23 protein-coding genes are annotated in these 26837 nt (G+C 64.6%); 4 read left to right on the forward strand and 19 right to left on the reverse strand.

The annotated features are described in order from the left end of the window. Position 1 precedes the first annotated feature (1 nt). From IT350_10135 to IT350_10205, 15 genes are all read right to left on the reverse strand, one after another. On the reverse strand, positions 2-799 hold the full coding sequence (locus IT350_10135) for a MinD/ParA family protein (GenBank protein MCC6158399.1): 798 nt from the start codon (positions 797-799) through the stop codon (positions 2-4). A 104-nt stretch (positions 800-903) separates the two neighbouring features. Next, entirely contained in the window at positions 904-2106 is a 1203-nt protein-coding gene (gene flhF / locus IT350_10140) for a flagellar biosynthesis protein FlhF (protein ID MCC6158400.1), read from the reverse strand. A 2-nt stretch (positions 2107-2108) separates the two neighbouring features. Next, complete coding sequence (gene flhA, locus IT350_10145; GenBank protein MCC6158401.1) at positions 2109-4142, reverse strand: flagellar biosynthesis protein FlhA; 2034 nt, start codon at positions 4140-4142, stop codon at positions 2109-2111. A gap of 41 nt (positions 4143-4183) precedes the next feature. Then, complete coding sequence (gene flhB, locus IT350_10150) at positions 4184-5248, reverse strand: flagellar biosynthesis protein FlhB (GenBank protein ID MCC6158402.1); 1065 nt, start codon at positions 5246-5248, stop codon at positions 4184-4186. Positions 5249-5257: 9 nt separating this feature from the next. Next, complete coding sequence (gene fliR, locus IT350_10155; GenBank protein ID MCC6158403.1) at positions 5258-6049, reverse strand: flagellar biosynthetic protein FliR; 792 nt, start codon at positions 6047-6049, stop codon at positions 5258-5260. Positions 6050-6055: 6 nt separating this feature from the next. Then, on the reverse strand, positions 6056-6325 hold the full coding sequence (fliQ, locus tag IT350_10160; GenBank protein MCC6158404.1) for a flagellar biosynthesis protein FliQ: 270 nt from the start codon (positions 6323-6325) through the stop codon (positions 6056-6058). A 9-nt stretch (positions 6326-6334) separates the two neighbouring features. Beyond that, the gene (fliP, locus tag IT350_10165; protein ID MCC6158405.1) at positions 6335-7084 is read right to left on the reverse strand and encodes a flagellar type III secretion system pore protein FliP; all 750 of its coding nucleotides are present in this window, start codon (positions 7082-7084) and stop codon (positions 6335-6337) included. 26 nt (positions 7085-7110) lie between these two features. Then, entirely contained in the window at positions 7111-8340 is a 1230-nt protein-coding gene (locus IT350_10170) for a flagellar biosynthetic protein FliO (GenBank protein MCC6158406.1), read from the reverse strand. A gap of 10 nt (positions 8341-8350) precedes the next feature. Continuing rightward, complete coding sequence (gene fliN / locus IT350_10175; protein ID MCC6158407.1) at positions 8351-8857, reverse strand: flagellar motor switch protein FliN; 507 nt, start codon at positions 8855-8857, stop codon at positions 8351-8353. A gap of 34 nt (positions 8858-8891) precedes the next feature. Beyond that, positions 8892-9893 carry a flagellar motor switch protein FliM gene (fliM, locus tag IT350_10180; GenBank protein ID MCC6158408.1) on the reverse strand — a complete coding sequence of 334 codons (1002 nt, stop codon included), beginning with the start codon at positions 9891-9893 and terminating at the stop codon, positions 8892-8894. 27 nt (positions 9894-9920) lie between these two features. Next, complete coding sequence (locus tag IT350_10185) at positions 9921-10427, reverse strand: flagellar basal body-associated FliL family protein (protein MCC6158409.1); 507 nt, start codon at positions 10425-10427, stop codon at positions 9921-9923. A gap of 316 nt (positions 10428-10743) precedes the next feature. Continuing rightward, on the reverse strand, positions 10744-11391 hold the full coding sequence (locus IT350_10190; protein MCC6158410.1) for a HAMP domain-containing histidine kinase: 648 nt from the start codon (positions 11389-11391) through the stop codon (positions 10744-10746). Positions 11392-11403: 12 nt separating this feature from the next. Continuing rightward, a complete protein-coding gene (locus IT350_10195) occupies positions 11404-12423 on the reverse strand; it encodes an IPT/TIG domain-containing protein (GenBank protein MCC6158411.1) in 1020 nt (339 codons plus the stop codon). A 23-nt stretch (positions 12424-12446) separates the two neighbouring features. Beyond that, the gene (locus IT350_10200; protein ID MCC6158412.1) at positions 12447-13430 is read right to left on the reverse strand and encodes a hypothetical protein; all 984 of its coding nucleotides are present in this window, start codon (positions 13428-13430) and stop codon (positions 12447-12449) included. Next, positions 13427-14410, reverse strand: a complete 984-nt coding sequence (locus IT350_10205) for an HDOD domain-containing protein (protein ID MCC6158413.1) — start codon at positions 14408-14410, stop codon at positions 13427-13429. The genes IT350_10200 and IT350_10205 overlap by 4 nt, the downstream gene beginning before the upstream one ends. A gap of 355 nt (positions 14411-14765) precedes the next feature. Between IT350_10205 and IT350_10210 the strand changes: the two genes are divergently transcribed. The 4 genes from IT350_10210 (at position 14766) to IT350_10225 (ending at position 19909) form a co-directional block, all read left to right on the forward strand. Continuing rightward, positions 14766-17036, forward strand: a complete 2271-nt coding sequence (locus IT350_10210; GenBank protein MCC6158414.1) for a transglycosylase SLT domain-containing protein — start codon at positions 14766-14768, stop codon at positions 17034-17036. 158 nt (positions 17037-17194) lie between these two features. Next, positions 17195-18160 (forward strand): hypothetical protein, encoded by a 966-nt coding sequence (locus tag IT350_10215; GenBank protein ID MCC6158415.1) that lies wholly within the window; start codon positions 17195-17197, stop codon positions 18158-18160. 103 nt (positions 18161-18263) lie between these two features. Continuing rightward, positions 18264-19589 (forward strand): aspartate aminotransferase family protein, encoded by a 1326-nt coding sequence (locus IT350_10220; protein MCC6158416.1) that lies wholly within the window; start codon positions 18264-18266, stop codon positions 19587-19589. A gap of 128 nt (positions 19590-19717) precedes the next feature. Further along, on the forward strand, positions 19718-19909 hold the full coding sequence (locus IT350_10225) for a DUF2892 domain-containing protein (protein MCC6158417.1): 192 nt from the start codon (positions 19718-19720) through the stop codon (positions 19907-19909). A 66-nt stretch (positions 19910-19975) separates the two neighbouring features. Here the strand turns inward: IT350_10225 and IT350_10230 are convergent, their stop codons facing one another. The 4 genes from IT350_10230 to IT350_10245 all read right to left on the reverse strand — a co-directional run bounded on the left by IT350_10230 (position 19976) and on the right by IT350_10245 (position 26421). Beyond that, the gene (locus IT350_10230) at positions 19976-22591 is read right to left on the reverse strand and encodes a formylglycine-generating enzyme family protein (GenBank protein ID MCC6158418.1); all 2616 of its coding nucleotides are present in this window, start codon (positions 22589-22591) and stop codon (positions 19976-19978) included. 184 nt (positions 22592-22775) lie between these two features. After that, complete coding sequence (locus tag IT350_10235) at positions 22776-23987, reverse strand: hypothetical protein (GenBank protein ID MCC6158419.1); 1212 nt, start codon at positions 23985-23987, stop codon at positions 22776-22778. Between the two features lie 252 nt (positions 23988-24239). Continuing rightward, positions 24240-25424 (reverse strand): hypothetical protein, encoded by a 1185-nt coding sequence (locus IT350_10240; protein MCC6158420.1) that lies wholly within the window; start codon positions 25422-25424, stop codon positions 24240-24242. 4 nt (positions 25425-25428) lie between these two features. Continuing rightward, positions 25429-26421: a prenyltransferase gene (locus tag IT350_10245; protein ID MCC6158421.1), complete on the reverse strand. Its 993-nt coding sequence runs from the start codon at positions 26419-26421 to the stop codon at positions 25429-25431. Between the last annotated feature and the right edge of the window lie 416 nt (positions 26422-26837).

A 26837-nucleotide genomic window follows, 5' to 3' on the forward strand; every position in this document is an offset into this window, starting at 1 on the left:
CTTACAACAGGTCCAGCGTCTTGCGCCACATGAATTGCAGATTTCCCTTCGGCCCCGAGGGCACTTTCAACGCGAGCACGCGGTCTGCGAGACGATCGATCGCCTCGCTCGCGGGGGATTCGGGATAGGCCAGCACAAAGGCATGACGGCGACGCACCGCGCGGCTGATGTTGGGATCGGTCGGCACGAAACCGAGCAGGTCGATCGAGATGTTGAGAAACCGTTCGGCGACACCCGTGAGGTCCTGATAGATCTTCCGCGCGGCCTTCTCCCCCGAGACGTTGTTGGGCAGCAGGAAGAACCGGTTTTCGCCGTAGTTCGTCGAGAGCACCTTCATCACCGCGTACGCGTCGGTGATGCTGGTGGGCTCCGGCGTCGCCACGACGATCGCCGCCTGCGCCGCCGACGCGAAGTACATGACGTTGGGGCTGATTCCCGCGCCGGTGTCGATGAGCAGGATGTCCACCTCGGATTCGTACGCCTCGAACTCCGAGATCAGCTTGAGCCGCTCGTCCTCGCCCAGATGCGTGAGACGCTCGACGCCCGACGACGACGGCAGCACCTTGATGTCGCCGGGTCCGTCGATCACCACGTCGCGCAACGAACGCTCTCCCGAGAGCACGTGCTCGATATTCGCGCTGTGCGTGATGTTGAGGATGACGTCGATGTTCGCGAGCCCGAGGTCGGCGTCGAGCACCAGCACGCGGAGGCCGCGCTTCGCGAGCGCGATCGCCAGATTCGCGGTGATGTTGGTCTTGCCCACGCCACCCTTGCCGCTCGTGACGGCGATGACACGCACCGCCCCCGCCGGACGAGGCCGTCCCGACCGGACACGGCGTTCCTGGGCCTCCCTGGCCTTCTCGATAAGCTGCGCAGCCTGATCCATGGCCATCCCGTCGGCGTTCAGTGCGCCGTGATTCCCAGCAGTTGATCCACCACGCGCTCCGCCGTGGCGGGTTCGATGTCGTCGGGCACCTGTTGCCCGATCGTGAACCAGCTCAGCGGAAACGCGTGCGTCGCGGCGAGCGTGAACACGCCGCCCAGCGCGTTGCTCTCGTCGAGTTTCGAGGCGATGAGCGAGGACGGCGAAAAAATGCGGAACTGTTCGGCGATATCCGCGAGATCGCGATACTGCGTCGTTGCCGAGACGATGAGGTGCGTCTCGAATCGCGCGTTCCCCGCGAAATACGCGGCCATTTTATTCAGCATCATCCGGTCTTTTTGCCCCACGCCCGCGGTGTCGACGAAGATCACGTCCTTGTCCGCGTGTCGCGCGATCTTTTCGGCCAGGTCGCGCTCGTCGCCGGCGATCTCGACCGGCACATCCATGATGCGGCCGTACACGCGAAGCTGCTCGACCGCGCCGACGCGAAAGGTGTCGACCGTCAGAAACGCCGCGCGCTTGCGCCGATCGAGCACCTGCCCCGCCGCAAGCTTCGCGAGGGTTGTCGTCTTCCCGACCCCCGTCGGCCCCACGAGCGCGCAGACCGTTTGCCCCTTCGCGCCGGCGAAGGGGTCCTTCACCTTGATGCGATTCATGATCGCGCCCGCGATGTGCGGCAGGACCTCGAACTCGTCCGCCTCGAAATCGGCGCACGCCGCCTCGGCGACGATGTCACGGGCGAGATCGACGGCAACGCCCCGGTCCACGAGCCGAGCGAGTATCGATTCGTACACGCGCGAAACGGCGGGTGCGACCGGCGCGGACACTTCCGCCACCGCCGGAACTTCGCCCGCCTCGGTCAATCGCGCGAGCAGGCGGGTCACATCGTCGAGTTGCTCGCCCATGCGGTCGACACGCGCGCGCAGCGCATCGACGGCGCCCGAGGATTCGAGCGCCGCGAGACGCCGCGCGAGATCGTCCGGCCGCGGCTCTGCGGTCGTCGAAATTTCGGGGGAGTTCGCCGCCGGCTCCGCCGCTTTCGCCGCGCGCGCCGCGCGCTGCGGATCGGGCGCGGCGGTGATTTCGATCTCGACGCGGCCGAGCAATCCCTTGTGCGAACGCACCGAGCGCGTCGTGAGGATCACGGCCTCGGGCCCGAGCTCGGCCTTCACGAGCGCAATGGCGTCTTTCATCGTCGGCGCCCGGAATGATTTCGTCTGCATCGTCACGCCTCCACGGTGCCGAGCGAGTAAATCTTCGCCCGTGTGTCGATTTCATTGTGCGAAAGGATGGACCAGGACGGCAGGAACTTGTCGAGGAATCGCTTGAGGTGTCCGCGCAGGACGGGGTTCGTCAGCAGGATCGGCTGCTGACCGATGTTCTGGAATTTGCCCGCCGCGCTTTCGAGCGACTTGATGAGGCGCTGAGCGGTGTCCGGATCGATGTTGAGGAACGACGTGCCCTGGGCGGTCTGCACCGCGTCGGTCAGGCTGTTTTCGAGCCGCGACGCAAGCGTCATGAGCGCGACCGTGCCGTCGTTCGTCGAATACAGATCGGTGATCGTCCGCGAGAGAGCCTGACGCACGTACTCGGTCAGGATATCGGCGTCCTTCGTCACCGGCGCCCAGTCTGCGAGCGTTTCGAGCACCGTGAGCAGGTCGCGCACCGGCACGCCTTCCTTCACGAGATTCTGCAACACCTTCTGCACGATGCCGAGATTCACCATCGCGGGCGACAGCTCGGAAACGACCTTGGGATACTTCTTGCCGAAGTTGTCGAGCATCTCGGACACGTCCTGCCGCGATAGCAGCTCGTGCGAATGCGTGCGGAAGATTTCCGTCAGGTGCGTGGTCATGACCGTGGCGAGATCGACGACGGTGTACCCCGAGAACTGCGCCTTCTCGCGGTCGGGCTTGCGAATCCAAACGGCGGGCAGCTTGAAAGCCGGCTCGACGGTGGGGATGCCGTCGATGGGCTTGTCCACGGTGCCGGGATCCATCGCGAGGAAGCGATCGACCATCAGCTCGCCGCCGCCGACCTCGACGCCTTTCACGAGGATGCGGTACTGCCCGGGTTTGAGCTGCAAGTTGTCGCGGATGTGGATGGGCGGAATCATGAGGCCCATCTTCTGCGCATACTGGCGGCGGATGGCGCGCACCTTGTCGAGCAGCTCGCCGCCCTGATCGCGGTCCACCAGATTGATGAGTCCATACCCGATCTCGAGTTCCACGAGATCGAGCGTGAGCAGGTCTTCCATGCGGTCGGGAACGAGCGTGTCAGCCGGGCGCTCGTCGATGATCGGCGCGCGCGCGGCCTCGATTTCCTCGACGCGCCGCCGGTATCCCGCGAGGCCGATGACGACGGCGAGGAGCAGGAACGGCGCCATGGGCAAGCCGGGAACGATCGCGAAGAATCCGAGAATTCCCGCGGTCACGAGGAACACGCGCGACTTGCCCATGATCTGGTTGGCGAGCGAGCCCGCGAGGTCGGCTTCTCCGGTGGCGCGCGTGACGACGATGCCCGCGGCGGTGGAGATGACGAGGGCCGGGATCTGGCTGACGAGACCGTCGCCGATGGACAGGATCGTGTACACGCTCGCCGCTTCGGCGACCGGCATGTTCTGCTGTACCGCGCCGATGATGAATCCGCCGATGATGTTGACGAGCGTGATGATAATTCCGGCGATCGCGTCGCCGCGCACGAACTTCGCCGCGCCGTCCATCGAGCCGTAGAAGTCGGCTTCGCGCTCGATCGTGGTGCGCCGCGTGCGCGCGGTCTTTTCGTCGATCAGACCGCTGTTGAGATCGGCGTCGATCGCCATCTGCTTGCCGGGCATGGCGTCGAGAGTGAACCTGGCGGCGACCTCGGCGATGCGCGTCGAGCCCTTGGTGATGACGACGAAGTTGATGACGACGAGCACGATGAAGACGATGACGCCGACGACGTAGTTGCCCCCGACGACGAACTGGCCGAACGCCTGGATCACGTGTCCCGCCGCGTCGGTGCCCTCGGAACCCTTCATCAGGATCAGGCGGGTCGAGGCGACGTTGAGCGAGAGGCGGTAGAGCGTCGCCATCAGGAGCATCGTGGGAAACGACGAGAATTCGAGCGGCGACTCGGTGTAGAGCGCGACGAGCAGAATGAGAATGGAGAGCGTGATCGAGACCGTCAGCAGGAGGTCGAGCAGGACCGTCGGCACCGGCAGGATCATCACGATGAGGATGCCGACGACCGCGAGCGCCAGCACCACCGGCGACATGGTCGCGGCGGCGGGTTTTCCCGCGATGGCTTCCGTGGCGCTCACGCGGCCCCCTGACGGCGGTTCATGCTGTAGATGTACGCGAGGATCTCGGCGACGGCCTGATACAGGTGCACGGGGATCGACGCGCCGAGCTTGCAGGATTTCTCGAGTTCACGCGCGAGCGGCGGACGTTCGAGAATCGGGATGCGGCTCGCTTCGGCGACCTCGCGGATGCGCAGCGCCACGAAACCCTTGCCTTTGGCGATCACGACGGGCGCGAGATCCTTGCCGCGGTCGTAACGCAGCGCCACGGCGACGTGCGTGGGGTTGGTGATGACCACGTCGGCTTTCGGGACTTCGTGCATCATGCGGCGCTGCGCCATCTCGACCTGCAAGCGGCGGATGCGCGACTTGACCTTCGGGTCGCCCTCCATGTTCTTGAACTCGTCCTTGACCTCCTGGCGGGTCATCTTCTGTTTTTCGAGGTAGTCGTACCGCTGAAAGACGTAGTCGATCACCGCGATGACGGCCATCGCGATGATGACCTTCACGGTCATGCCGAAGGTGCTGTCCCACAGGATTTCCATGATGCCCTGGGCGCCCTGCCCCGCGCTGTCGAGGAACGCGCCGATGTCGTCGCGAATGGCGAAATAGACGATGAGCCCGATCGCCGCGACCTTGGCCGAGCCCTTGATCATGTCCATGAAGGCGCGCAGCGAAAAAAACCGCGACATGCCGGAGATGGGGTTGAGCCGGTTGAGATCGGGCGTGATCGCCTCGGACGACGCTAGAAACCCGAACTGCGCCACGTAGGAGAGCGTGCCGAAGATCGCCACGGCGACGACGATGGGAGTGAGCAGCAGCGCCGTGTCGAAGAGAAAGGGAACCATCGCGCCGAGCCACGTCTCGGCGGTGAAATTCGCGTTCGCCGTGATGAACGCCTCGCGCATGAGGGCGATGATCCGGCCTCCCATCCACGGGCCGAACGCGGCGAAGACCGCGAGCGCCGTCGTCATCACGACGACCGTCGGGATCTCCTGCGACTGGATGACGCTGCCTTCCTGGCGCGCCTTCTCCAGCTTTCGCCCGGTCGGTTGTTCGGTTTTTTCGGCGTCGTCGGCCAACCGAATCTCCTATTGCACGCCGGGCGCGGACGCTTTCACCAGCGTCCAGAACTGCCCGGGCGTGTCGCCGAGCACCGATGCCACCGACGCATAGAACATGGGCATGCCGATCGAGATGATGACGAGGCCCAGCGCGACGGTGACGGGGAACCCGACGAAAAAGACGTTCATTTGAGGAAAGGTTCGCGCCACGAGGCCGAACCCGATCTTGGTGACGAGCAGGACGAGGATCCACGGCGCGCCGATCGCGAGCGAGTTGACGAACATGGCCGCGCCCCACGCCGTGAAGGACTCGAAAGCCGCCGCGCCCGGTTGCGCGAGGCCCGGCCCCACGATCTCGAAGCTGCGCAGCACGCCCTCGACGAATCCGTCGAACAGGCCGCTCATGAAGAAGATCAGCGCGGCGGCGAGCATCTGAAACGTGGCGATCACCGACACCTGATCGCCCGTGACCGGATCGACGACGTTCGCGATGGTGAACCCCATCTGGAATCCGGCCATCGCGCCGGCGATGTTGACCGCCTCCATGGCGACGCGCACGGTGAAACCCATGGCGAGGCCGAGCAGGATCTCGCCGCCCATCGCCGCCGTGAGACTCAGAAGGTCGTGCGGAAGTTCATCGGTGTTCACGCCGCGAAACGCCAGGACGACGAGTGCCATGAACAGTCCGAGCCCGACCTTGACCGGGTCGTACACCGAAAACGTGCCGGTGAGCGGCAGCATGGACACCAGCGCCAGCACCCGGCTCATGACGAGCAGGATCAGGATGATCGGCGCGGCGGAGACGATCGGCAGGTCCATGCGCTCCTACCGGATGTAGTCGGGAAAGGTCGTGAGCATCTGAACCGTGAAATCGAGCAGGGCGTTCATCATCATGTTGAAAAAGATGGCGGTCGCGATGCCGACCGCGATGATCTTGGGGATAAAGGTGAGCGTCATCTCGTGGATCTGCGTGACCGCCTGGAAGACCGAGATCAGAAGACCGGCCACCAGACCCGCGACGAGCACGGGCGTGCTCACCACCAGCGTCGTGTTGATCGCGAGTTGCGAAATCTGAATGACCTGCTCGATCGTCAACGCGAGCCCCTACCCGGTGAAAAAGCTCTGGACCAAAGACCCGATGACGAGGAACCACCCGTCGGCCAGGACGAAGATGAGCAGCTTGAACGGCAGCGAAATCAGGATCGGCGGGAGCATCATCATGCCCATGCTCATCAGGATCGTCGCGATGACGAGGTCGATGATGAGAAAGGGCAGATAGATCATGAAGCCGATGACGAAGGACGTCTTGAGCTCGCTGATGATGAACGCCGGGATCACGACGTAGCTCGGGATGTCGTCCACGGTTCCGGGCTTGTCGAGCCCGCTCACGCGCATGAAAAGGCCCAGGTCCTTTTCGCGCGTCTGACGGAGCATGAAGTCGCGCAGCGGCTCCATGGCGCGGTCCGCGGCGATCTCGTACCCGATCTCGGCCTTGGTGTAGGGCACGTAGGCGTCGTGATAAATCTGCTGGAACGCCGGCATCATGATGAACGCCGTGAGAAACATGCCGAGCCCGATGACGATCTGATTCGACGGCACCTGATGCGTACCGAGCGCCTGGCGCAAAAGGCCGATCACGATCACGATCCGCGTGAAACACGTCATCATCACGAGGATCGACGGAGCGATCCCGAGCACCGTAATGATGAGCAGGATCTTGACGGGGGTGGACAGGTCCGAGGGCTTGCCGTCCTCGAGCACATCGACGCGAATCTGCGGAAACGCGGGGGCGGCGGTCTGGGCGTGCGCGGACGCCGCGAGCGCGAGCGTCGCGACCGTCACCACCATCAGCATCGCCGCGACGCGCGCCATGTTCACCCCTACTGCAAGCGCTTCATGCCGGCGAGGCGTTCGCGAATCGCGCGCAGGGCGTCGTCGCGTTCACGATCCATCTCCGACGCACCGGACATCTCGGAATGCTGCTGATACTGGCGCAGTTCGCGCGCGAAGGGTGACTCCGCAGGACGCTGCGCGGGCGGCGTCGGTTCGGCGAAGTCCTCGAAACGCTCCGCCGTCCCGGGTTCCGGTCTTTCGACCAAAGGTTTCGTGTCGTCGCCCAAAAACCGGCGGCGCACCTCGGGGTCCTCGATCCGCGCGAGCAGGTTCACCGACTGCTCGCTCACGCCGAGCACCAGCAATTCGCCCGCCACTTCGACGAGGCTGACCTGTTTCTTGAGTCCCAGCGGCGCGGTCGCGATGAGGCGCAGCGGACGCGCACCGGAACCGCCCGCCGAGCGCGTCGCGACGGGCACAAACTTGGCGTATCGACGCACCACCCACGCGATCAGGAAGATCAGGCCCACGACGCCCACGAGCGCGCTCGCCATTTTCACCGCCCCGGCCCACAGATCGGGCACCGCGGAACCCGCGACGGCGGGCTTCGGAACTGAGTCGGCTTCGGGCTCGGCCTGAGTCGTCGCGGGATTCGGAGCGGACTTCGGCGCGGACTGCGCAAAGATGCGATCGATGTCGATGGGTGCCTGTGCGTCGGCAATGCCCCCGCTCGCCACCGGCGGCGCGGGTTCGCTCTTCGCTTCAAGCTCCGCCGTCCTCGCGGCCGGCAAATCGCCCTCGATCGCATTCACGTCCCGCGGTTCGGTGCGCCACAAACGCACCACGACGCCGCCGGCGGTCTTGGCGACCGTGACGCGGCCGGGCTTCAGATCCAGTTTCGGCGTGGAGACGATCTTCACCGCCGTTTTGCTCTCGCCGGCCTGATACGTGAAGACGCGGTTGAGCGCGTCGATCCCGAGCTGCCGATATGCCTTCTTGCCGGGCAGCATCGTCGTGTTGCCCAGAAGCAGCAGCACTTCGCGCGACTTGAAATTGACCTGCGGCTCGAGCGCGCCGAGATCCCGGTTCTCCTCCACCGTCAGCGTCAGTTCCACATAGTCCGGCGCGTCCTTCGCTTCGACGCCCTTCAGGCGGTTCAGTTTGGATGCCGGGAGTGCATACGCGGCACAAGCCCATAGGGCTGCGAGGGCGACGATCGAGACGACCGTGAGGCGTTTCATCATTCGGGACTGCGTCCTGATTTGGGACTGCGTCATGGCGCGCTCCTTACGCCTTCAGGTTCTGGATGCGTTCGACGCGGCTGACGACATCGGTCAGGCGTACGCCGAACTTCTCGTTGACGATGACGGCTTCGCCGCGGGCCACGAGCTTGCGGTTGATGTAGACTTCGAGCGGCTCGCCGGCGAGTTTGTCGAGTTCCACGAGGGATCCGGGCCCGAGCGTCAGCAGGTCGCCGATAGTCATGTGCGTGCGCCCGACCTCGACCGACACCTGCAACGGAACATCGAGCAAGAAGTCGATGTCCCTCGGCCCGTCGGCCGAAAAATTGCGCTGCGGCGCGGCCTGGACCCGTAGCGTCTCGGACTCGACCTGCCGCACGTTCGCGTTTTTGCTCGCGCCGCCGTCGTCGAATACCTCATCGTCGGCAACGGTCGGCTGCGCGCCCTTGCGCGCGGTCGGCGCGGAGTCGGCCGGGCGGCCCTGGGTCTGCTCCTGCTCGATTTCGGAAAGCAGACTGTCGATATCGTCTTGCGTGATCGTTCCCGATGCCATGCGTCACTCCTGCCGGGCAGTGTGCCCGCGTCGCTCAGTCGGTCTTCCCGACGACCTGCAGCGCCTTGTAACCGCGAAAAAGGCCCGACTCGACCTTGAACTTGTTGACACCCTCGACCATCAGGTCGATAGGCTCGTCCGCGAACTGGTCGAGCGAGAGGATCTCGCCTTCCTTCAGGTCCAAAATCCGCTCGATCGACAGCTCCGCGCTGCCCATGATCGCGCGCAATTCGACCGACGACTCCATGATGTGCCCGCGCACCTCGTTCTTCCACAATTTGTCGAGGTCGCTCTTTTCTCCGACGTAGTTCTTGGTGAGCAGATCCTTGATCGGTTCGATTGTCGCGTAGGGCAGCACGGTCTGGAATCGCCCGAACGCGCCTTCCACGTCCACCTTGCTCTCCAGACTGATGACCGCCTCGGTCGGGTGGGCGATCGACACGAACTGCGGATTGATCTCGGTGCGCAGGAAATCGATTTGCGTGGGAAAAACCGGCGCCCACGCCTTTTCGAGATCGGCCAGGGCCTTGCGCACGATGCGGCGCAGGATGCCCAGTTCGATCGACGAAAAATCGCGCCCTTCGACGCGGAAGCGGCTCGATCCCGACCCGCCGCAAAAAATGTCCACCAGTGTGAACACGAACTGGCTGTCGACGACGACCACCCCGTTGCCCGGCAGCGGTTCGATCTTGAACAGCGACAGGCACGACGGAACGGGGAGGCTGTTGATGAACTCCTGATACTTCATCAGGCGGATCTTTTCGGCGACGAGTTCGGAGAGATGGCCGACCTCGAGCGACAGCGTGCCCGAAAAATCGCGGCAAAATTTTTCGTGGATGACGTCCAGCATCGGCATGTTGCCGCGCAGGATGCGCTCTTGGCTCGTCAGGTCGTAGGGACGCACATCCGCCACGCGGCCGTCCCGGCGGCGAGCCGTCGACGATGCGGCGGGCGTTTCGGGTTCGTCGTCGATCGCGCCGTCGGAAACGGCGGCGAGAAGGGCGTCGACCTCGTTTTGCGACAGGATCTGGTTCATGCCCGTTCCGCCAAGGGATGATGTCCGTTATTGGATGATGAAGTCGGTGAAATAGACCTGCGTGACGCCGCTCATGCCGAGGATCTCGTTGAGGCGCACGGTAATCTCATGACGCAGTCGCGTCTTGCCCTTGATGTCCTTGACTTCGGCGTAGGACTTGCTCGACAGCAGTTCGACGAGGGTGCTGCGGATCGGCGCCATCGACTTCTCGCACGCGGCCTTGACCGGATCGCTGGTGAGTTCGAGAACGATGACGGCTTTGAGGTAGCGGGGGGTGTCCGAGTCGGCGAGGTTGACGACGAACTCCTTGAGTTCGAGCGCGGGCCGCGGGGCTTCCTTGAGCTTGGCCTCCTCGGCCTTGGCGTGCTCGTCGCCCTCGCCATCCTTCTTGTGTCCGCCGACAATGCCCGTGAGAAACAGCGCCACGACAACTGCCGCGATCACGGCGACACCGATGCCGACGAAGATGAAGAGCTTCTTTTTGCTTTTCTTTTCACCCTCGGCCGGTGCCCCGGCTTTTTCTTCGTCCGCCATTGCCCCTCCCGACCCGTGGTTTCCCCGAAAGTGGGGAAGTCAAACTATTGACGAAATCTTGCCCATGACCAATTCGCGGTATCGTAAAGCAAGCCGCGTGCCAGTTAATCGTCGATTCGACCGTGAACAAGGCGACCGTCACATGGCACCAAATGTTGCGACGACGGGCTAGGACCATGCCGGGAGTTCGACATTTTCATTAGTAATTACAATGAGATAAGAACGATGTACCTGCGGAATCCGTGCCAATTTCCCCGGAGGGAAGGCAAGGTTCCAGCGAGCATTATCCAAAGCAGCCTGTCGAAATATTGACGTTTCAAGCGGTCGGAATCGGCCAACTCAGATGGTAGCCGAAGCCGCGACCGCCCGCGTCGTCGTCCACTAGACGCAGATCCGTCTCGATCACGACCTTGCGGATCAGGTCCCACTCCGCCGTCGAAAGCGCCATCGCGCGCGTCGTGGCGGCTGCGGCGTCGAGCGGTCGCGGCCGAATCCTCAGCACCGCCGATCCGTCGGTCACGCGCACGTCCAGGCGAATTTCGCACGGTGAGACGTGTCGCGCTGCGATCTGAACGACGAGCGCGGCGATCGCGACCGCCTGATCCACGGGCTTGACGAGCACGGTGGCGGACTGGTCGACGCCCATTGCAATGATGTGCCCGGCGCGGCGGATTTCGTCTCGCAGCCCGTCCACGACCGAGGCGACGAACGCGCCCAGATCGATCGGCGCGACGACTCCCGCGCCGTCGGCATCCGCCTTGAATCGTGCGATTGAATGCCGCGCGCGCTGCAGCGCCGGTTCGATGACGTCCACGGCCTGCCGGTAATCCGCCGGGTCGCCCGTCATGTGCGCGAGCTGCGCGTAGCCGATGACCGCGCCGACGACGTTCGACAGGTCGTGCACCGTCATGCCCGCGTCGAACCCGACGCGCGCGAGTCGCCGGACGTGGTCGTCGTCGTTCATGCGCCCCTCCCGTCAGACCGTATCGTCGTCGGTGGTGTCGTCGTCCGTCGTGTCATCGTCCGTTGTATCGTCGTCCGCATCATCGTCCGTATCGTCGTCGGTGTCGTCGTCGGTGTCGTCGTCGCCGCCCGCGTCGATCACCGTATAGGCGTCGTCGAGCGTGTCGCTCGTGTCGTCGGGGTTCACGAGCGTGATGGAATACAGGCCCGGGGTCGTGCCCGCCGGAACCGTGACCACCACACGCGTCGTGGACTGGAAGACCGGCTCGGGCTCGGTGAGCGCCGTCCCGCCCAAGTACACGGTGACGGGGTTCGTGAAGTTCGCGCCGATGATCGTCACCAGCACGTCCTCGTCGTTCTCTCCCGACGTCGGCTCCACCGAGTCGATGCGCACCGCGTCCGCGGAAATCACTTCGAAGGCGTCGAGCAGCGTGGCCGTCGAGCCGTCCGAGTTCGACACGCTCACGTCGTAGGTATCCGGTGTCAGGCCGGCCGGAACCACTGCGGTAATCGTACTCGCGTCCACCAATTCGATCTGCGACAGCGTGGTGTCGCCAATCAACGCGGTCGCCCCCGCCAGAAAGCTCGCGCCGATCAGCGTCACGGCGGTTTCCTCGCTGTCGAGCCCTTCGCTCGGCGTGATCGACGTGAGCTGGATTTCGCCCGGGTCGACGACCGTGAATGCATCCGCGCGCACGCCGCTCGCGCCGGTCGAGGACACCGCCGTCACGTCGTACACGCCCGCCGTCATGCCGGAGGGCACCAACGCGGTCAGCACCGTCGCCGAGACCTGCGTGACGGCCGTGCACAGCGTCGCGCCGACGTAGATCTCCATCGTGCCGCCGAAACCCGTGCCGCGCACCGTGATCGCCGTCTCGGCGGTGTTCGCGCCCTCCGCCGGCTCCACCGAGTCCACCGTCAGCCCGCCAGAACTCTTCGATGCGATCCGCCCGAAATCCCGCGAGCACGTCGCGAAGACCGCGACAGCGGCCAGCGCCGTGATCCACACGAACGGGGAATGTCGTTTCTTCATGATTCGATCCCGATCAGGCGAATTCATCGAAATCGCCAAACGGCCATGACACCCTGGGCATCCGGTGTGACCAGAGCGGGCGACCATGCAAATTTTGGTTCCGGTTCGTTGTCCGCCGAACGCAGCGTCTGGTCCGTCAGAATCAGGTAGATGCCAGCTCCGATCGCCGCGACGCCCATCGCGCCGGTGATCTGCCACGCGTTGTCGTATTCCTCGGTCTGCTTCTTGTACCGCGCCAGATCGACGTCGGAGTCCGCGTCGCGATAGCGGCTGTACGAGTCCTCCGACATCGCGAAAAAGTACCCGCCCGTCGCCGTCATGACGACGCCGCCCGCGAGCACGCCATAGCCCCACGCCCGGCGGTGCGACGTGCCCACGACATCGATCGGCCCGCCCGCCGCCTGGATGCGCGCGACCTGATCCGCCGCCGCCACGCTCGCATGCTCCGAGAGCACCGCCGGCGACGGCGCGATATCCGGCTCGGCCAGCCAGCGCTTGCCGCCGCGACCGATCACGGTCTGGCGCACGGTCCACAGACGCACGTTGCCCGAGGTGTCCACGCACGTCACTTCCATCTCGAATTCGCTGTCGGTCAGGTTTCCGTGCACGTACTTGGTGATGCGCCCGAAGACCGCCGCGTCCGCGCCGACCTGCCGGGCGATGCGCGCGGCCTCGGCCTGCGTGCCGTGGAAGATCCAGTCGCGCGGCGTGGGGTACGACGCGGTGATGGCGTCGCGCACCTTCGCGCCGTCCACCTGACGATACACGCCGTCGCGGGCGAGCTCCTCGATGAAGCGGTTGGTCGCGTCGACGCTCACGGCCTCCGCGCCGTCTTTGAATTGCAGGTAATCCGGCACGACAAACGGCAGCACGGCGACCGCGCCGATGCGCCGCGACGGCAGCGCCGAGTCCACGTATGGGTTGATGGGCACGTTCACGATCTGGCTGGAACAACCGGCCAGCGCGAGCACCGCGACGCAAAGGGCGATCCGAAGCGCGCGTTTCACAAAAAGACCCCCCTCGCCTGCTCGTGGATCTGATCGAAACGCACGAGCAATTCGTCGCAGGCTTCCACCGAGAGATTGAGCAGCCGCGCCCCCGGCGTGTCCACGAGCGCGATCTCGGCCCGATCCGGCCCGATGCCGCGGATCACGGCGATGTCGTTGGCGAGCGCCACGGCGGCCGTCTCGGGCGCCGCCTCGCGCATTTCGTGCAAGTGCGGCATCCGCGCGATCGCATCGGCCATGTGGTGCGGCATGTCCCACGATTTGGCCACCATCTCGCCCACGTCCGCACCGTATTGCGCGAGGATCGCGTGCACCGTTCGGTCAGACGGCATGAAGCCCGGCGCAACCAACTTTTGCGCGCTCTCCATGATCGTCAGCAGCACCATCTTGCCCACGTCGTGCATGAGCCCGGCCAGAAACGCCTCCTCGCGCGGCAGACGCAGCGCGTTCGCCACCACGCGCGCCGCGAACGCGACCGCGATGGAGTGCTCCCAGAGCTGCTGCGCGAGCTTCTTGTACACGGCCGACTTGAAGATGCGCGAGTGCATCGAGATCGCCAGCATGAGGTTCTTCACCTCGTTCTGTCCGAGTCGCACCAGCGCCTGGCTGATCGTCTGGATCTCCACCGCCGCGCCGTACACGGGGCTGTTGGCGATCTGCAAAATGCGCGACGAGATGCCCTGGTCGGTCAGGATCACCTTGGCCATGTCCTGCATCGAGACGCTCGCGTCGCCCGTCAGGCGCATGACCCGCAGCGCGACGTGCGGCAGCAGCGGCACCTCGTAGTTCTTCGCCAGGATGCGCTCGACGATCTTCTCGCGAAACGCCTCGTCGCGCTCCGCGAAAAGCCCCGCGTCCGACTCGCCCTCTTCCACTTCGATGAGCTTGACGTCGCGGCCGATGCGCAGGCGTTTGCCGCACCCCGGGCACACCACCTCGAAGATCCGTTTTTTCTCGGACGCAGACCCCGACCCGGACATTCCGCAACCCTTCCGACGCACGGCGAACGCACGCCGCGCTTTGCCCAAGCAATCCGTGTGCCGCGCCCGCATTGCGCACCGGCCCGTTGCCGCTCGCCCGCACCGCGCGCGCAAACCCCTTGGAAACGCAAGACTTTCTTAGCACGAATGCACGCGCGGCGACATAATTGGGGCAAAGAATTCCCCTCTGCGCTGCCTGCCGCCTGCCAAGGCGACGCCTTTTTGACACCGAGGTGGGCAAGATTGAGCGGAGGGGAAGCAGACCGTTCAAATTCGAAAGAGGTGCCGTTCCGCCCGCGTCGCGGCTCACGAAACGCGCATCGCGTTTGGCGGCGCGGCGGCGAGTGTGGTACAAATGGAGTCGATGTTCAGCGTTGCTCGAAATGTCGTGCGCCTGTGCGCGACGATTCTGTTTGTCGTCTTCGCGGCGGCGATGGCGATACCCGCCCACGCGGCGCAGGATGCCTTGGGACCCGGCGGCGCTCCGATCGGCGGGTCCGGCGGATTTTCCGGCGAGCCGAGTTTCGAGGCCGCCCTCGCCGACTATCACGCCAAACGCTACGCCACGGCGATTTTACAGCTCTTCGCCTATGTGGAGAAAACCCCGCCGCCCGCGGATCTGGGCGAGGCGGAGTTCCTGCTCGGTCTCGCGCTCATGGACAGCGGCGGAGCGAAGGACGCGTCGTTTTTCTTCGCCGAGGCCGAGAAGCATTTTTCGGGGTTCGAGGACGTCGCCGCGCTGTATCTGGTGAAGAGTCTGGAGCGCGCGGGCGACCACGGCGCGGCCGGCGCGGCGCTCGATGCGGCGCTCGGGCGGCATGCGTCGTCGCCGATGTTTTCGGACGCGCCCGAGTGGCGCGCGCGGCTGCAGGCGGCGAGCCGCGATCACGCGCGCGCGGCGAAGACCTACGAGGCGCTGGCGGGCGGCTCGTCCGGCACGGCCGAGTTCAACGAGAACATGTATCTGGCAGGCGAGCAATGGGCACTCGCGGGTCGCTACGCGGCGTCGGCCGCTGCGTTTCGGCGCGTGCTCGATTCGGAGCGCATCGACCGCTTTTCGACGCGGGCGATCGGCGGCTGGGAAAACGCCCTTCGCGCGATGAGCGACGGCCGGGTGACGGACGAATTCCGCGCATACATGGAGACGTGGGCCGACGCGCGCATCAAGGCGTCTCACCACCGGCAGGCGCAGCCCGCGCTCGAGGCAGTTCGTCGGGCGTCGGGCGGCGTGCTCGATGCTCCGCGACAGTTCCAACTCGGCCTCGCGGCGTTTCACAATCACGACAACGACGCGGCCATCCGCGAGTTCACGGCGTTGGCCGAATCGGCCACGGAGTACGCCGACGACGCGCGCTATCGCCTCGGCAAGGTCCGCACGCGCCAGGGCGACAACGAGGGCAGCCGCGCCGAGTTTCAGACGCTGCTGCGCGCGCATCCCGGCAGCGGCCTGCGCGGCGCGGCGCACTACCAGCTCGCGCTGATCGACATGGAGGACAACCGCTACGAGAGCGCATGGCGCTATTTCGACCAACGCCTCGCCAAACCCGCCGGCGGTCAGGAAGAGTATTTGACGTGGCTCAAGGCGTGGACGGCGTATCGTGCGGGCAAGCTCGACGCGGCAGAGACGACCATCGACGGCCTGCTCAAGAAATTCGCCAAGTCGCAAAACGGCGACCGCTACCGCTACTGGCGCGCGGCGATCCGCCAGGCGCGCGGCGAGACCGAACCGGCGGCGGCGGACTGGACCGAGATCAACGGCGACCCGCGCAGCTACTACGGCATGCGCGCGGGCGAGCGGCTCGCGTCGATGCGTCGGACGCATCGGAATCCGGCGGGCGATTTTCGCGCGCGGGGGGTTGGATCGTCGCCGGTGCCTTCACCGAAGCCCGAGGATTTTCCGGAGGCGGTACGTTCGCTGGTGCAAAAGACGATCAAGCTGGAGCGGCTGGACTGCCGCGCCGAGGCGTCGGTGCTGTCGAAGAGGATCCTCGAAATTCTCGACAAGCCCGACGTCGAGCGCTCGCGACGCTGGGCGGCGGCCGAGCTCTTGCGTATGACCGGCCACTACGCGATCGCGAAGAAGCTGGCGATCGACGGCGGGCTCTACGGCCACCTGCGCGCCTATTCGAATCCGCTGTCGGAGAGTTACTGGCCGCTCATCTATCCGCGCGCGTACGACTGGGCGGTGAGCGACTACGCCGGGCAGCGCGGAGTGCGTCAGGAGTTGGTGTGGGCGATCATGTACAATGAGAGCAGGTTCCAGCCGCACGTGGTGTCGCCGGCGAACGCCATCGGGCTGATGCAGATCGTGCCGCGCACGGGGTTCGAGATCGCGCAGGCGCTGGGCGAGACGGGCTTCGCGCCGGACGACCTCTACGACCCGGTCACGAATATCCGCTACGGCACGTGGTATCTGCGCAGCATGCTCGACCGCTTCGAGGGCAACGAAATCTGCGCGATGGCGAGCTACAACGCGGGGCCGGACGTGGTCTCGAAGTGGTGGCGCAACAAGGGCGCGTTTTCGGAGGAGATCTTCATCGAGGAGATTCCCTACAAGGAAACGAACAACTACGTGAAGCAGGTGCTGCTGACGTACCGGATCTACCGGGACCTGTACGGGGGTTGACCCGCGGGGACTTGGGCGGTGCCGGCGACTTGGGTTTTCGCGGCGGTTGCGATACGATTTTGGTGCTGGATCGATGGTCGGGAGTGCGTTCTCGAAACTTGGGTGAGGTGGAGATGTTGACGATGCGGTATGGAATTCATCGGAGTGGTGTGGCGGTCTTGGCTCTGTGGCTCGCGCTGCTGGTCTTTACGGCCGGCTGCGGCGGCGGGGACGACGAGAACTCGCGAGGCGGAACCGTGGACGGCGACGATGACGCCGCTGACGACGACGATTACACGCCCGGGGACGACGACGGCACGGACGACGATTCGGACGATGACACGGATGACGATTCCGACGACGACACGGGCGATGACGACGCGGGCGATGACGACACGGCGGACGACGATACCGGCGACGACGATACCGGCGACGACGATACCGGCGACGACGATACCGGCGACGACGATACCGGCGACGACGACACGGAGGACGCGACCGTCACTCTGCATGTGACGGACGGCGAAACGCAGGACGACATCGAGGGTGCGACCTGTACGCTGATTGATTCTGAGAGCGGACAGCCGGTCGCCCCGGAGAACTCCGACGAGTCGGACGCGGATGGCATTTGCACGCTGACGCTCGCGGCCGGCGGAGGCGTGGAGGCGATACGCATCACGGCGACGGACTATGTCACCGCGTACAACTTCGAAGTGGCCACGAACGCGACGGTCGAGCAGATACTCGTCAAGGAAGCCAGCCGGAATGCGCTCGCGGCCTTGCTGAGCGTCACCATCGATCCGGCGGACGGACTCGTCATCGGCGTGGTGCTTTGGTCGAGCGAATCCGGCGTCGATTTCGTCGGGTGCACGGAGATCGCAAACGATTCCGGGCAAAACGACGTTTTTTACTCCGACGATTCGGGCGCACCCGGCGACAGCCGCACAAGTACAAATCCGGTTAACTCGTCGTACCTGCTCTTCAACGTGCCGGCCGGCGGTCCTTACACGTTTACCGGCGACACCGCCGGCGATATCGTCGAGAACGTTGCGCCGAAGGTGTTCGCCGAGGCCATGACGTTTGTTTATCTGATCTACGACGCGGCGACGTGGCCAACCAACCCAACGCCCGGCGGGTGCAGCTGATCCATTCGGCGATGTTCTGCCGACTTGGCCGGCGCACTCGGCTGCGCATGGACATTCGTTCGCCTTTCGGTCGATAACGGCGTCTGCAAACCGGGGCCATGCCATGACCGACCGACCGACGATTCCCGCAACTGGGACCGACAAGGAACAACTGCTCGCCGAAATGACGGCGATGAAGGCCGGCGACGCCGACTGGCGGCACGGACGCACCTTCAGCCTCGTGTACAACGTGTCGGAAGAGCACGAGGATCTCGTCAAGCGGGCTTACGGCCTTTATCTCGCCGAGAATGGCCTCAGCCCCATCGCGTTTCCGAGCTTGCGGAAAATGGAGATCGACGTGGTCGCCATGACGGCATCGATGCTGCGGGGCGACGAGGGCGTCGTCGGCTCGATGACCTCGGGCGGCACCGAGAGCATCCTGATGGCGATGAAGGCGTACCGCGAGTGGGCGCGCATGGCGAAACCGCACATCGCGAATCCCGAGGTCGTCCTGCCCGTCAGCGCGCACCCCGCGTTCGAAAAAGCCGCGCATTACCTCGGACTCAAGAACGTGCATGTTCGAGTCGGCGACGACTTTCGCGTTGACGTCACCGCCGCGCGTGAAGCGATCACGCCAAACACAATTCTGATCGTCGGCTCCGCGCCGGGCTATCCCGCGGGCGTGATCGACCCCATCGCCGATCTCGCGGCGCTCGCGACCGAGCACGACCTGGGCATGCATGTCGATGCGTGCCTCGGCGGATTCTGCCTGCCGTGGGTGCGCGAACTGGGTTATCCGGTCGTCGATTTCGACTTCGCCGTTCGGGGCGTCACGTCGATCAGCGCCGACGTGCACAAATACGGTTACGCGGCCAAGGGCGCTTCGACGATCTTGTATCGCAACGCCGAGCTGCGCCGCCATATGTTCTACGCATACACCGAGTGGCCGGGCGGGCTCTACGGCACGCCGACGATGACCGGCGCGCGGCCCGGCGGGGCGATCGCGGCGGCGTGGGCGGCGATGCAGGGCCTCGGGCGCGACGGATACCTCTCCCTCGCGAAGCGAATCATGGACGCCCGCGCGCGAATCTTCGAGGGATTCGCGTCGATCCCCGCGATCGAAGTTCTCGGCGAACCCGCGATGGGTGTTTTCGCGATTCGTCACGCGGGCGGCGGGGAATTCGCGATCGCCGAGGCGATGGACGAGCGCGGTTGGAAGCTCGACCGCCAGCAGAACCCCACCGCCCTGCACATGATGCTCTCGCCAGCGCATCTCGATTTCGTGGACGCGTTTCTCGCGGATCTTCGGACGTGCGTTGCGCTGGTCGAGGCCGAACCGGCGCGCATCACCGACGGCGCGGCGGCGATGTACGGTGCGATGGCGACGATGCCCGATCGCGGCGTCGTCGGCGATTTCGTGCTCGATTTTCTCGACGGCGTGTGGCGATAGGCGCGAAGTTCGCGCGATCCTGATGTTTGTCAACGCGCGAATCGGCGATTCGCGTATGTTGTCCGCATGACGCGAATGGCGTTGTCAACGAACCTGGGAGGGGTCACATGAGCGCAACCGAAAAGTGGCTGCCGGTGAATGAGCACATGGTGGAGCGCGTCGTGCGCGTCATCGCGGGCGTTGCGATTCTGAGCCTGACGGTGATCGGTCCGAAGTCCCTCTGGGGACTCATCGGGCTCGCGCCGATCACGACGGGGCTGCTCGGCAGTTGCCCGCTCTACACGGTCTTCGGGATCAGCACCTGTCCGATGAAGAAGTAGCGGCCCGCGCGCGCGACAAAAAAGGCGGCCGGAATGGCCGCCTTTTTCGTTTCGTCTGGAGTTACGTCACCACTGCGACGGATCGAGAAGCACGTCGCAGTCAATGAAGTCGGCGCCGGCATCGTTTCGGAACGGCGACTGGCAATACTCGAACAGATACAGAAACTCCTCGTGCGGCGGCACGAGTCCGTCGGGTCCGTTGCGCGACGGCTCGTAGGGGAACGGTCCGTCGGCAACGGAGCCGTCCCACGGATCCCAGTAATCCCAGTCTTCATACAGATCGACGGCCTTCGTGTAAAAGTCGACGACCTGCTGTGCTTCCGCCGACGTGAGCGGCAGACCGTAGGACGCCGCCGCCACGCAGTACGAAGCGGTGTCCACATCCCAGGCCGGGTCGTCGGACTGGCTGCCCTGATGGTTCATCATGCGGTCCACACGATACGCCATGCCGTCCATCAATTCTTCCGCCGCGTCGTCCTCGCCCGCAACGAGCGCAAGGCCGAGCGCCGAAAGATGGAAGTAACGGATGATCGCGTAGTTGTAGTAATGCTGGAGCGTGGCGACCGTTTCGTAGATCAATTCCGCGCCGTCGTTGCAGTCGTTGCCCATCGGATCGTCATAGCCGATCAGCGCCGCGGAGAGCTTCGCGTCGCACTCGCCATTGGGCGCGAGGGGATCGAACAGCACGAACGACGCGAGGTCGGCGACGAGCCCGTTGTCGGGATTGATCGGCACCTCGGCGTTGCCCCATTCGTCCTTCGTGCGAATGTGATAACCGGAGTCGGTGATGTCCTTGGCGAAGCCGCGCAGCGCCGCCAGCGCATCCTCGGCCGCGTCGCGCACATCCGTGTCCTCGCCGTCCTGCGCCACGTACGACAGCATCGGCACGGTGCGGAAAATGTGCGGCACGTCGTCCTTGCTGCGCCAGTTGCGCACCCAAATCGGGCCGTAATACGGATTGGTCGCGTTCGGCACCGTGTGCGCATTCCAGTCGTAGGAGTAGTGCTTCGCGCCGTCGTAGTTCACGGTGATGTCGCGCCCGTCCACCTCGTAGCTGTGATTGAAGGGGAAGAGCGTGCGGACCATGATGGTCGTCTCGGGATCTTCCTCGTCGTGCGCCATGCCCCAGAACAGCGCCTGCACGCCCTTGCACAGGTCGATCAGCAGTTCGCCGATCTCGTCATCGCCCGTCGCCAGATAGAGCGCCGACACGTTGTTGATGATCTTGCCGGTCTGGATCATCAGGTTGTCCGACGCGCCGGTGTGCGCGTACGTGACCACGCCGCCGCTCTTCGACGCGCCGAAATCCTGAAGGTGCAGCTTGTAGTCCGGCGAATCCATCACGTTGTCCGCCGCCATGCCATGGGCGAGCCGGCGCATCCAGTCGAAGTAATCGACATCGGCGAGGAAGCCCGTCACCGCCGCCGTGAAGTCGTCGATCTCCTGCTCGGTCAGCGGCGTGCCGACGTCGGGCCGCGTGTACGCGAACGGAAGCGTCGTCGGCAGCGCGCGCGGCGGCGCGGGAATCGGCGCGACGTCATTCGCTCGGGGCGCGGCGAAGAACTTCGCCGACTTGTCGGGGGGCAGCGTGCGGACGAGGCGGAATCCCACGAACCGATCGCGCCGGTCGGGCGTGTGCACCTGTCGATGCGCCGCGCGCAGACGCAGCGCGCCGTCCCAGCGGGCCGATCCGCCGCGCACCGAGCGGAAGTGATCTTCGATCGACTCCGCCGGATCGTCGCCGTCCGCGGGATCGGTCGAGTAGCCGTCCCACGTCCACTCTTTCACGTTGCCGAGCATGTCGAACAAATCCCAGTCGTTGGGCAGCTTTCCTCCAACCGGGTGCGTGTAGTTGTTGGAATTCGCGCAGTACCATGCAATGGCTTCAAGGTTCGGATCGAGCGGCAAGCAGGCCGTGTGCGTGATGTCGCCGTTGTAAAACGCGGTCGTCGATCCCGCCCGCGCGGCGTACTCCCACTCCGCTTCCGTGGGAAGCCGGAACCCCTCGCACTCGTAGATCGTCGCCGCATCGAGGGAAACGTCCGCCGCCGCGACGCCGCCATGCCCGGCGCAATCCGTCGGATCGGTCACCGGAGTGTCATCCTCGCAAACGACGTTTGCGAAGACGAAACACGGATCAAAGTCGTGCGCGATCGACATGGCGTTTGCGAACAGCAGGGCGTCGAACCACGTGACCCCGTCCACCGGGCGGTCGGGGCTGTCGCCGACGAGTGGAAAATGGCTGGGGTTGAAGCCGAGCAGGGTGTCGAACAGTTCCTGCCGGACTTCGGTCGCCATCATCTCGAAGTGGCGCGTGATCGTTACGTCATGCAGCATTTCATTGGCGTTGCGCCCCGACTCGTTCGACGGGCTGCCCATTGAGAACGATCCGGCGGGGATGTACTCGAATCCTTCCGTCGTCGGGTACGTATCGTCGTCGTCCGCATCGTCGTCGGCGTCGTCGTCGGCGTCGTCGTCGGGCAGGGGCGGCCACGTGTCATCATCGCCCGTGTCGTCGTCGGAGTCGTCATCCGTATCGTCATCGATGGTGTCGTCGTCCGCCGCGTCGTCGTCGGGCGCGGCGGCATCGTCATCGTCGTCGTCGCCGCAACCGCACCCGATTGCGAGGACCGCGGCGAAAAGGGCGAGGATCAGCCGAAAATCCAAGCGAAATTTGCCCATCGTTCTCCCCCGAAAATTCGATCCAAGGATCGCAAAGAATGCCGTCTGTCGCAAACGCGGGCATTGTCCGCGCGACCCCGCGCGGTGTCAACGCGCCGGGAGTGCATCGCCATGTTTCGCAATCCTGAAAAAATGAGGCCGGGAAAACTCCCGGCCCCGCTGAAAGCTCGAAGGTGACTGAGGATCAGAACGCGATGTCGGTGTGCAGGCCCAGGATCTGGTCGGGGCCCTTGGTCACCATCTCGCCCTTGTCGTCGGCGATCTCGGCCGTATAGCTCGTGCGCTGCAGGTCGAGGGCGATCTTCACGTTCTTGATCGGCTTCACGTAGAACGCCGCGAGGATGTACGACGTCTCGTCCTGGTAGCCGATGCCGGTGTCCTCTTCGTTCTGCGTGTTCGGGTCATAGGAGTCGTAGCGGAGCGCGACGCCGTAGTGCGTGGCGAACCAGAAATCGACCCATCCCGCCATCGACTGCGAGACCACATCGTCGGTGCCCTCGATATCGATGGTGTACGTGCTCTGCACGAAGTCGCCGGCGACGATGAAGCCCATCTCGTCCTTCTTCACGTCGTAGCGATACGCGAGGTTGCCGCGCATCGTGGTGCGCAACTCCTCGGGGTGATCGGGCTGGATTTTGTCGTAGTTGAAGCCGCCCCACAGGGACAGGCCCTTGGCGGCGTCGATGCTCGCCAACGGACGCACCAACACGCTTGCCTGAACCGCCTTGCCGGCGTTGACCTCGGCGGTCGATCCGCCCTCGCCGTTGCCGAACATCACGCCCCACTTGCCGTAACCCTTGGGGAAGTTGCCGCCGAGCGAAACGCCCAGGTCGTTCAGCCCGTTGCGGGTGAACGCGTACTTGAACCACGGTTCACCGGTGATGTACGCGAGGTACCACACGTCGGTGTAGTGGTCGTACACGGGGGTCTTGATCTGGCCGAACGTGACGCCGAACTCGTCGTACGGCTGAAACGTGGCGTACGCGAATCGCATGTACACCGTGTACTGGCCGGTGCGCGCGCCCGTCGTGCCGAACACCTCGGTCTCGCTCTCGTCCACGTCCGCCGTGGCGGGGTCGTCCGCGACGCCCGTCGAAACGGTCGTCTTGGAGTAGGCGTAGTCGCGGCGGGAGTCGAACGTCACGTTCGCGCTCCACTGCTTGTTGAGCTGCGCCTTGAGGCCGATATAGCTGCGCGTCACCTCGAACGAGTTGTAGTCGTTGGTCGGGAACCGCGTGTCGTAGTCCTCGTAACCGGAAGCGTTGTAAGTGTAGTTCGCGTAGATCTGGCCGAACGGCGTGACCGTCGGTTTGGCGTCTTCGGCCAGGGCCGAACCCGCCGCCAGCAGCACGGCCAACGCGGTCGTCAGGAGGAGCAAGCCCGAAATCCGTCTCATGCACGTCTCCTTGATGATTGGATGGAACCCAATTGCAATCACACCGTCACCCACACGAGCTATCGTGACATAGCACACTTTCGGACGGTGAGCAAAAGAACTTCAGCGGATTTTGACCTTCGTCAACCCACCGGGGCACCGAACGACTTGTCACGCGATGGCCTTGTCTATGGCGACCGCACGGCGAAAGAAAGTCCCTGTCGTGACGATCCTGTGACGACTCGTCCGTTTATGCGAAAGCTGTGAATTTCTTTACGTTTTTTCGCGGTTAGGGCCGAAATCGCTTGACGGATTGTCTCTCCGCGCGGCCACCAAGGCCATCACATAGGCGACGGTCGCCGCGGCCACGCCCGTCAGCCAAAAATCGCGCGCCGCGAGCCGCATTCCCACCGCCAGATACGTCCCGATGCCGATCGGATTGGCGACGAACCCCGCGAGGATCATCACGACCGCGATCGATGAGTGCGGCGAACGCGCGTTTCCGATCGACTGCGGCGCGGCGACGAGGGCGACGGTGTACGCGCCTACCACGAACGAATAACAAACGCGCACCCACCGCGTGACGTCGCCCGTCTCGTTCGCCAACAGCGCCAGCGCCGCGAGGACCATGCCCGCCGCGCCGATGGCGACCACCCTTCGAAAGCCAATCCACGCGTAGAGAACCCCGACGATCAGCGCGAAGACCACGTGCCAGACGCCGTTCGAAACCCAGTCGCCCGCCGACGCGAACACGGGATGCGCCGCAACATCACCCTGCCCCACCGGATAGAACACGAAGCTATCGACGGCCACGAGGAGCGCGAGCGGCGCCACGGCGACCGCGGTTTTTCCGATCGAGCGCGGTTCCGGACACACCGGGTGCGTCGGAGCTTCGATCAACGCGTTTCGAAAGGCGGCAACGATGACGACGCCGAAGGCGAGTGCGAGCGCGCACACCAGTCCCGCCGCCTCGGGCGACGGAGCGAAGCCCGCGACCAGATTCGCGAACAGATAGGTGGCCGCCGTCACGCCGCCCGCGTAAACCCCTCGCGCCGGGGCGGGAATCCGCGTGTGAAACGCCGCGAGGAGCAGAACGATCTGCGTGCCGAGCAGCGCGCCGAGCGCGGCGAAAAGCGCCGCGATCGCGCCGACCGAGCGAAGGAGAAAACCGATGAGTCCGAACGAGCCGATGGCGATCGCCAGAACCGCGATCGAGCCGAACAAGGCGAGTGGAGAGATCGTCGTGCGATCGAGTCGTCGGCCGGTCATCCACGCCGACGCGATGCCGCCCGCCGTCAGCAATCCCAGCGGTACACGTAGTGCGTCGATGGCGAGGCCGAGGCCCGCGTAATGCCCGAGCAACGCGAACTGGACGATGACGATGTAGTAGGCAAGGTGTGCGGCCAGCAGTGCCGACACCGCGACGGGCGCGACGTGATCCGCGCGCCGACCGATCACGGCGTCAGTTCCCGCGCGATGCGAAGAAAAGCGCGGCGAGCAGCAGGACCCAATAGCCGATGTACGCGAGGACCGTATTCCGGCACGCAGCGACGATGTCCTCGAGAAACTCGGTTCGCGTCTCCGGGTCGCGGGTGACGAAAAAGATCGGGAAGACGATCAGGAGCGCCACGACCATGCGTCGAGGCAAAAATCCCAACAGCACCCCGGCGAATAGCACCGCCGCCGTGAGCCACAGAAGCACAAGCCACAAACGCACTCCGGCGTCCTCGCCGAAACGCACCACGAGATTGCGCTTGCCGACCTTCTCGTCCGCCTCGACGTCGGGGATTTCGTTGATGGTGATGATCGCCGCGGACCAGAGTCCGAGCGTGAGGCCAAGCACCCATGCGGAGACCGGGACCGAACCCATCTGCACGTAGCACCCGAGTGCCGTGAGCGCGGGACCGAAGTTGAGCCCGACCATCAGTTCCCCGAGCCCCCGGTACGCGAGCCAGATCGGACGCATGGTGTAGAACACACCGGAAAGCAGCCCGAAAAACGCGAGCCCCCATACCGCCGCGCCGCGCTCGTAACCGAGCCAAACGAACACGCCGCACCCGACCGCGTAGGCCGCGAACCCCGCGTTGCGGATCGCGCCCGCGCCGATCAGGCCGTCCTGAATGACGCGCGTGCCGCCCGAAAACGGCGTGCGGACCTCGTTGATGTCGTCGGTGCCCGACACGTGATCGTAGTAGTCGTTGAGCAGGTTCGCGCCTGCGTGGAAACACCACACCGCGAGGGCGGTGACGGCGAGCCATCCCAGGTCGAGCGTGGCGCTGTTTTGATACGCGGTCGCCGCGCCCACCGAAACAGGAATCAGGCTGACGAGCAAGAAACCGCGAAAGACGCCGATCGCACGCGCCCAAGCCATCATGGGGCCGACGCGCGGTGCGGCAGTGTCGCCGGAGGATTCGGCGCGATCGGCGCCGAGGTCGTTTTCGATTGGGGCGTTCATGCGGCCACGGACATTATCCCGCCGGGCCGCGCCTGACAACAACCACGAGGTCCGCGTGCGCGCGTCAGCGCGTTCCCCGTCGACGAATTCGCCCGGGGAATCGCCGCGAGCCCGGAACCGTCGCCGTGTCTTGAAAAACCGATTAACGCGCCGACAACCTGGGGACCCAATGACGTGGATGTCTTCTTTGGGAGTGCACATGAATTCCCGGATGATTCTGTCGATGTTGGCGTTATTACTCATCTTCGACCGTTGTCGGCGGTTTGAATTTCAAGACCTGAATAAAATTGCATAGTTACGCTGCGATTTTTCGAATTTTCGCAAAATTGTAGTGCCTAATATCGTCTCGGCAGGCTCAAATCAGTCTTGACATATCCCTTGCTGCCATTGGAAATGGCGGCGTGTTCGTTCGCGCC

It is taken from the genome of Deltaproteobacteria bacterium, from assembly GCA_020845895.1.
Taxonomy (GTDB): Bacteria; Lernaellota; Lernaellaia; order JACKCT01; family JACKCT01; genus JADLEX01.

Excerpts from the sequence above, each read along its gene's own strand:
- fliR (MCC6158403.1), bottom strand. The coding sequence starts at position 6,049 with ATGGACCTGCCGATCGTCTCCGCCGCGCCGATCATCCTGATCCTGCTC.
- IT350_10230 (MCC6158418.1), bottom strand. The coding sequence starts at position 22,591 with ATGGGCAAATTTCGCTTGGATTTTCGGCTGATCCTCGCCCTTTTCGCC.
- IT350_10220 (MCC6158416.1), top strand. The coding sequence starts at position 18,264 with ATGACCGACCGACCGACGATTCCCGCAACTGGGACCGACAAGGAACAA.
- fliN (MCC6158407.1), bottom strand. The coding sequence starts at position 8,857 with ATGGCATCGGGAACGATCACGCAAGACGATATCGACAGTCTGCTTTCC.
- IT350_10245 (MCC6158421.1), bottom strand. The coding sequence starts at position 26,421 with ATGAACGCCCCAATCGAAAACGACCTCGGCGCCGATCGCGCCGAATCC.
- fliM (MCC6158408.1), bottom strand. The coding sequence starts at position 9,893 with ATGAACCAGATCCTGTCGCAAAACGAGGTCGACGCCCTTCTCGCCGCC.
- IT350_10195 (MCC6158411.1), bottom strand. The coding sequence starts at position 12,423 with ATGAAGAAACGACATTCCCCGTTCGTGTGGATCACGGCGCTGGCCGCT.
- flhF (MCC6158400.1), bottom strand. The coding sequence starts at position 2,106 with ATGCAGACGAAATCATTCCGGGCGCCGACGATGAAAGACGCCATTGCG.
- IT350_10235 (MCC6158419.1), bottom strand. The coding sequence starts at position 23,987 with ATGAGACGGATTTCGGGCTTGCTCCTCCTGACGACCGCGTTGGCCGTG.
- IT350_10210 (MCC6158414.1), top strand. The coding sequence starts at position 14,766 with ATGGAGTCGATGTTCAGCGTTGCTCGAAATGTCGTGCGCCTGTGCGCG.
- fliP (MCC6158405.1), bottom strand. The coding sequence starts at position 7,084 with ATGCTGATGGTGGTGACGGTCGCGACGCTCGCGCTCGCGGCGTCCGCG.
- IT350_10185 (MCC6158409.1), bottom strand. The coding sequence starts at position 10,427 with ATGGCGGACGAAGAAAAAGCCGGGGCACCGGCCGAGGGTGAAAAGAAA.
- flhA (MCC6158401.1), bottom strand. The coding sequence starts at position 4,142 with ATGTCGCCGGTGGTGCTGGCGCTCGCGGTCGTCGGCATCCTCATCGTG.
- IT350_10205 (MCC6158413.1), bottom strand. The coding sequence starts at position 14,410 with ATGTCCGGGTCGGGGTCTGCGTCCGAGAAAAAACGGATCTTCGAGGTG.
- IT350_10170 (MCC6158406.1), bottom strand. The coding sequence starts at position 8,340 with ATGACGCAGTCCCAAATCAGGACGCAGTCCCGAATGATGAAACGCCTC.
- IT350_10190 (MCC6158410.1), bottom strand. The coding sequence starts at position 11,391 with ATGAACGACGACGACCACGTCCGGCGACTCGCGCGCGTCGGGTTCGAC.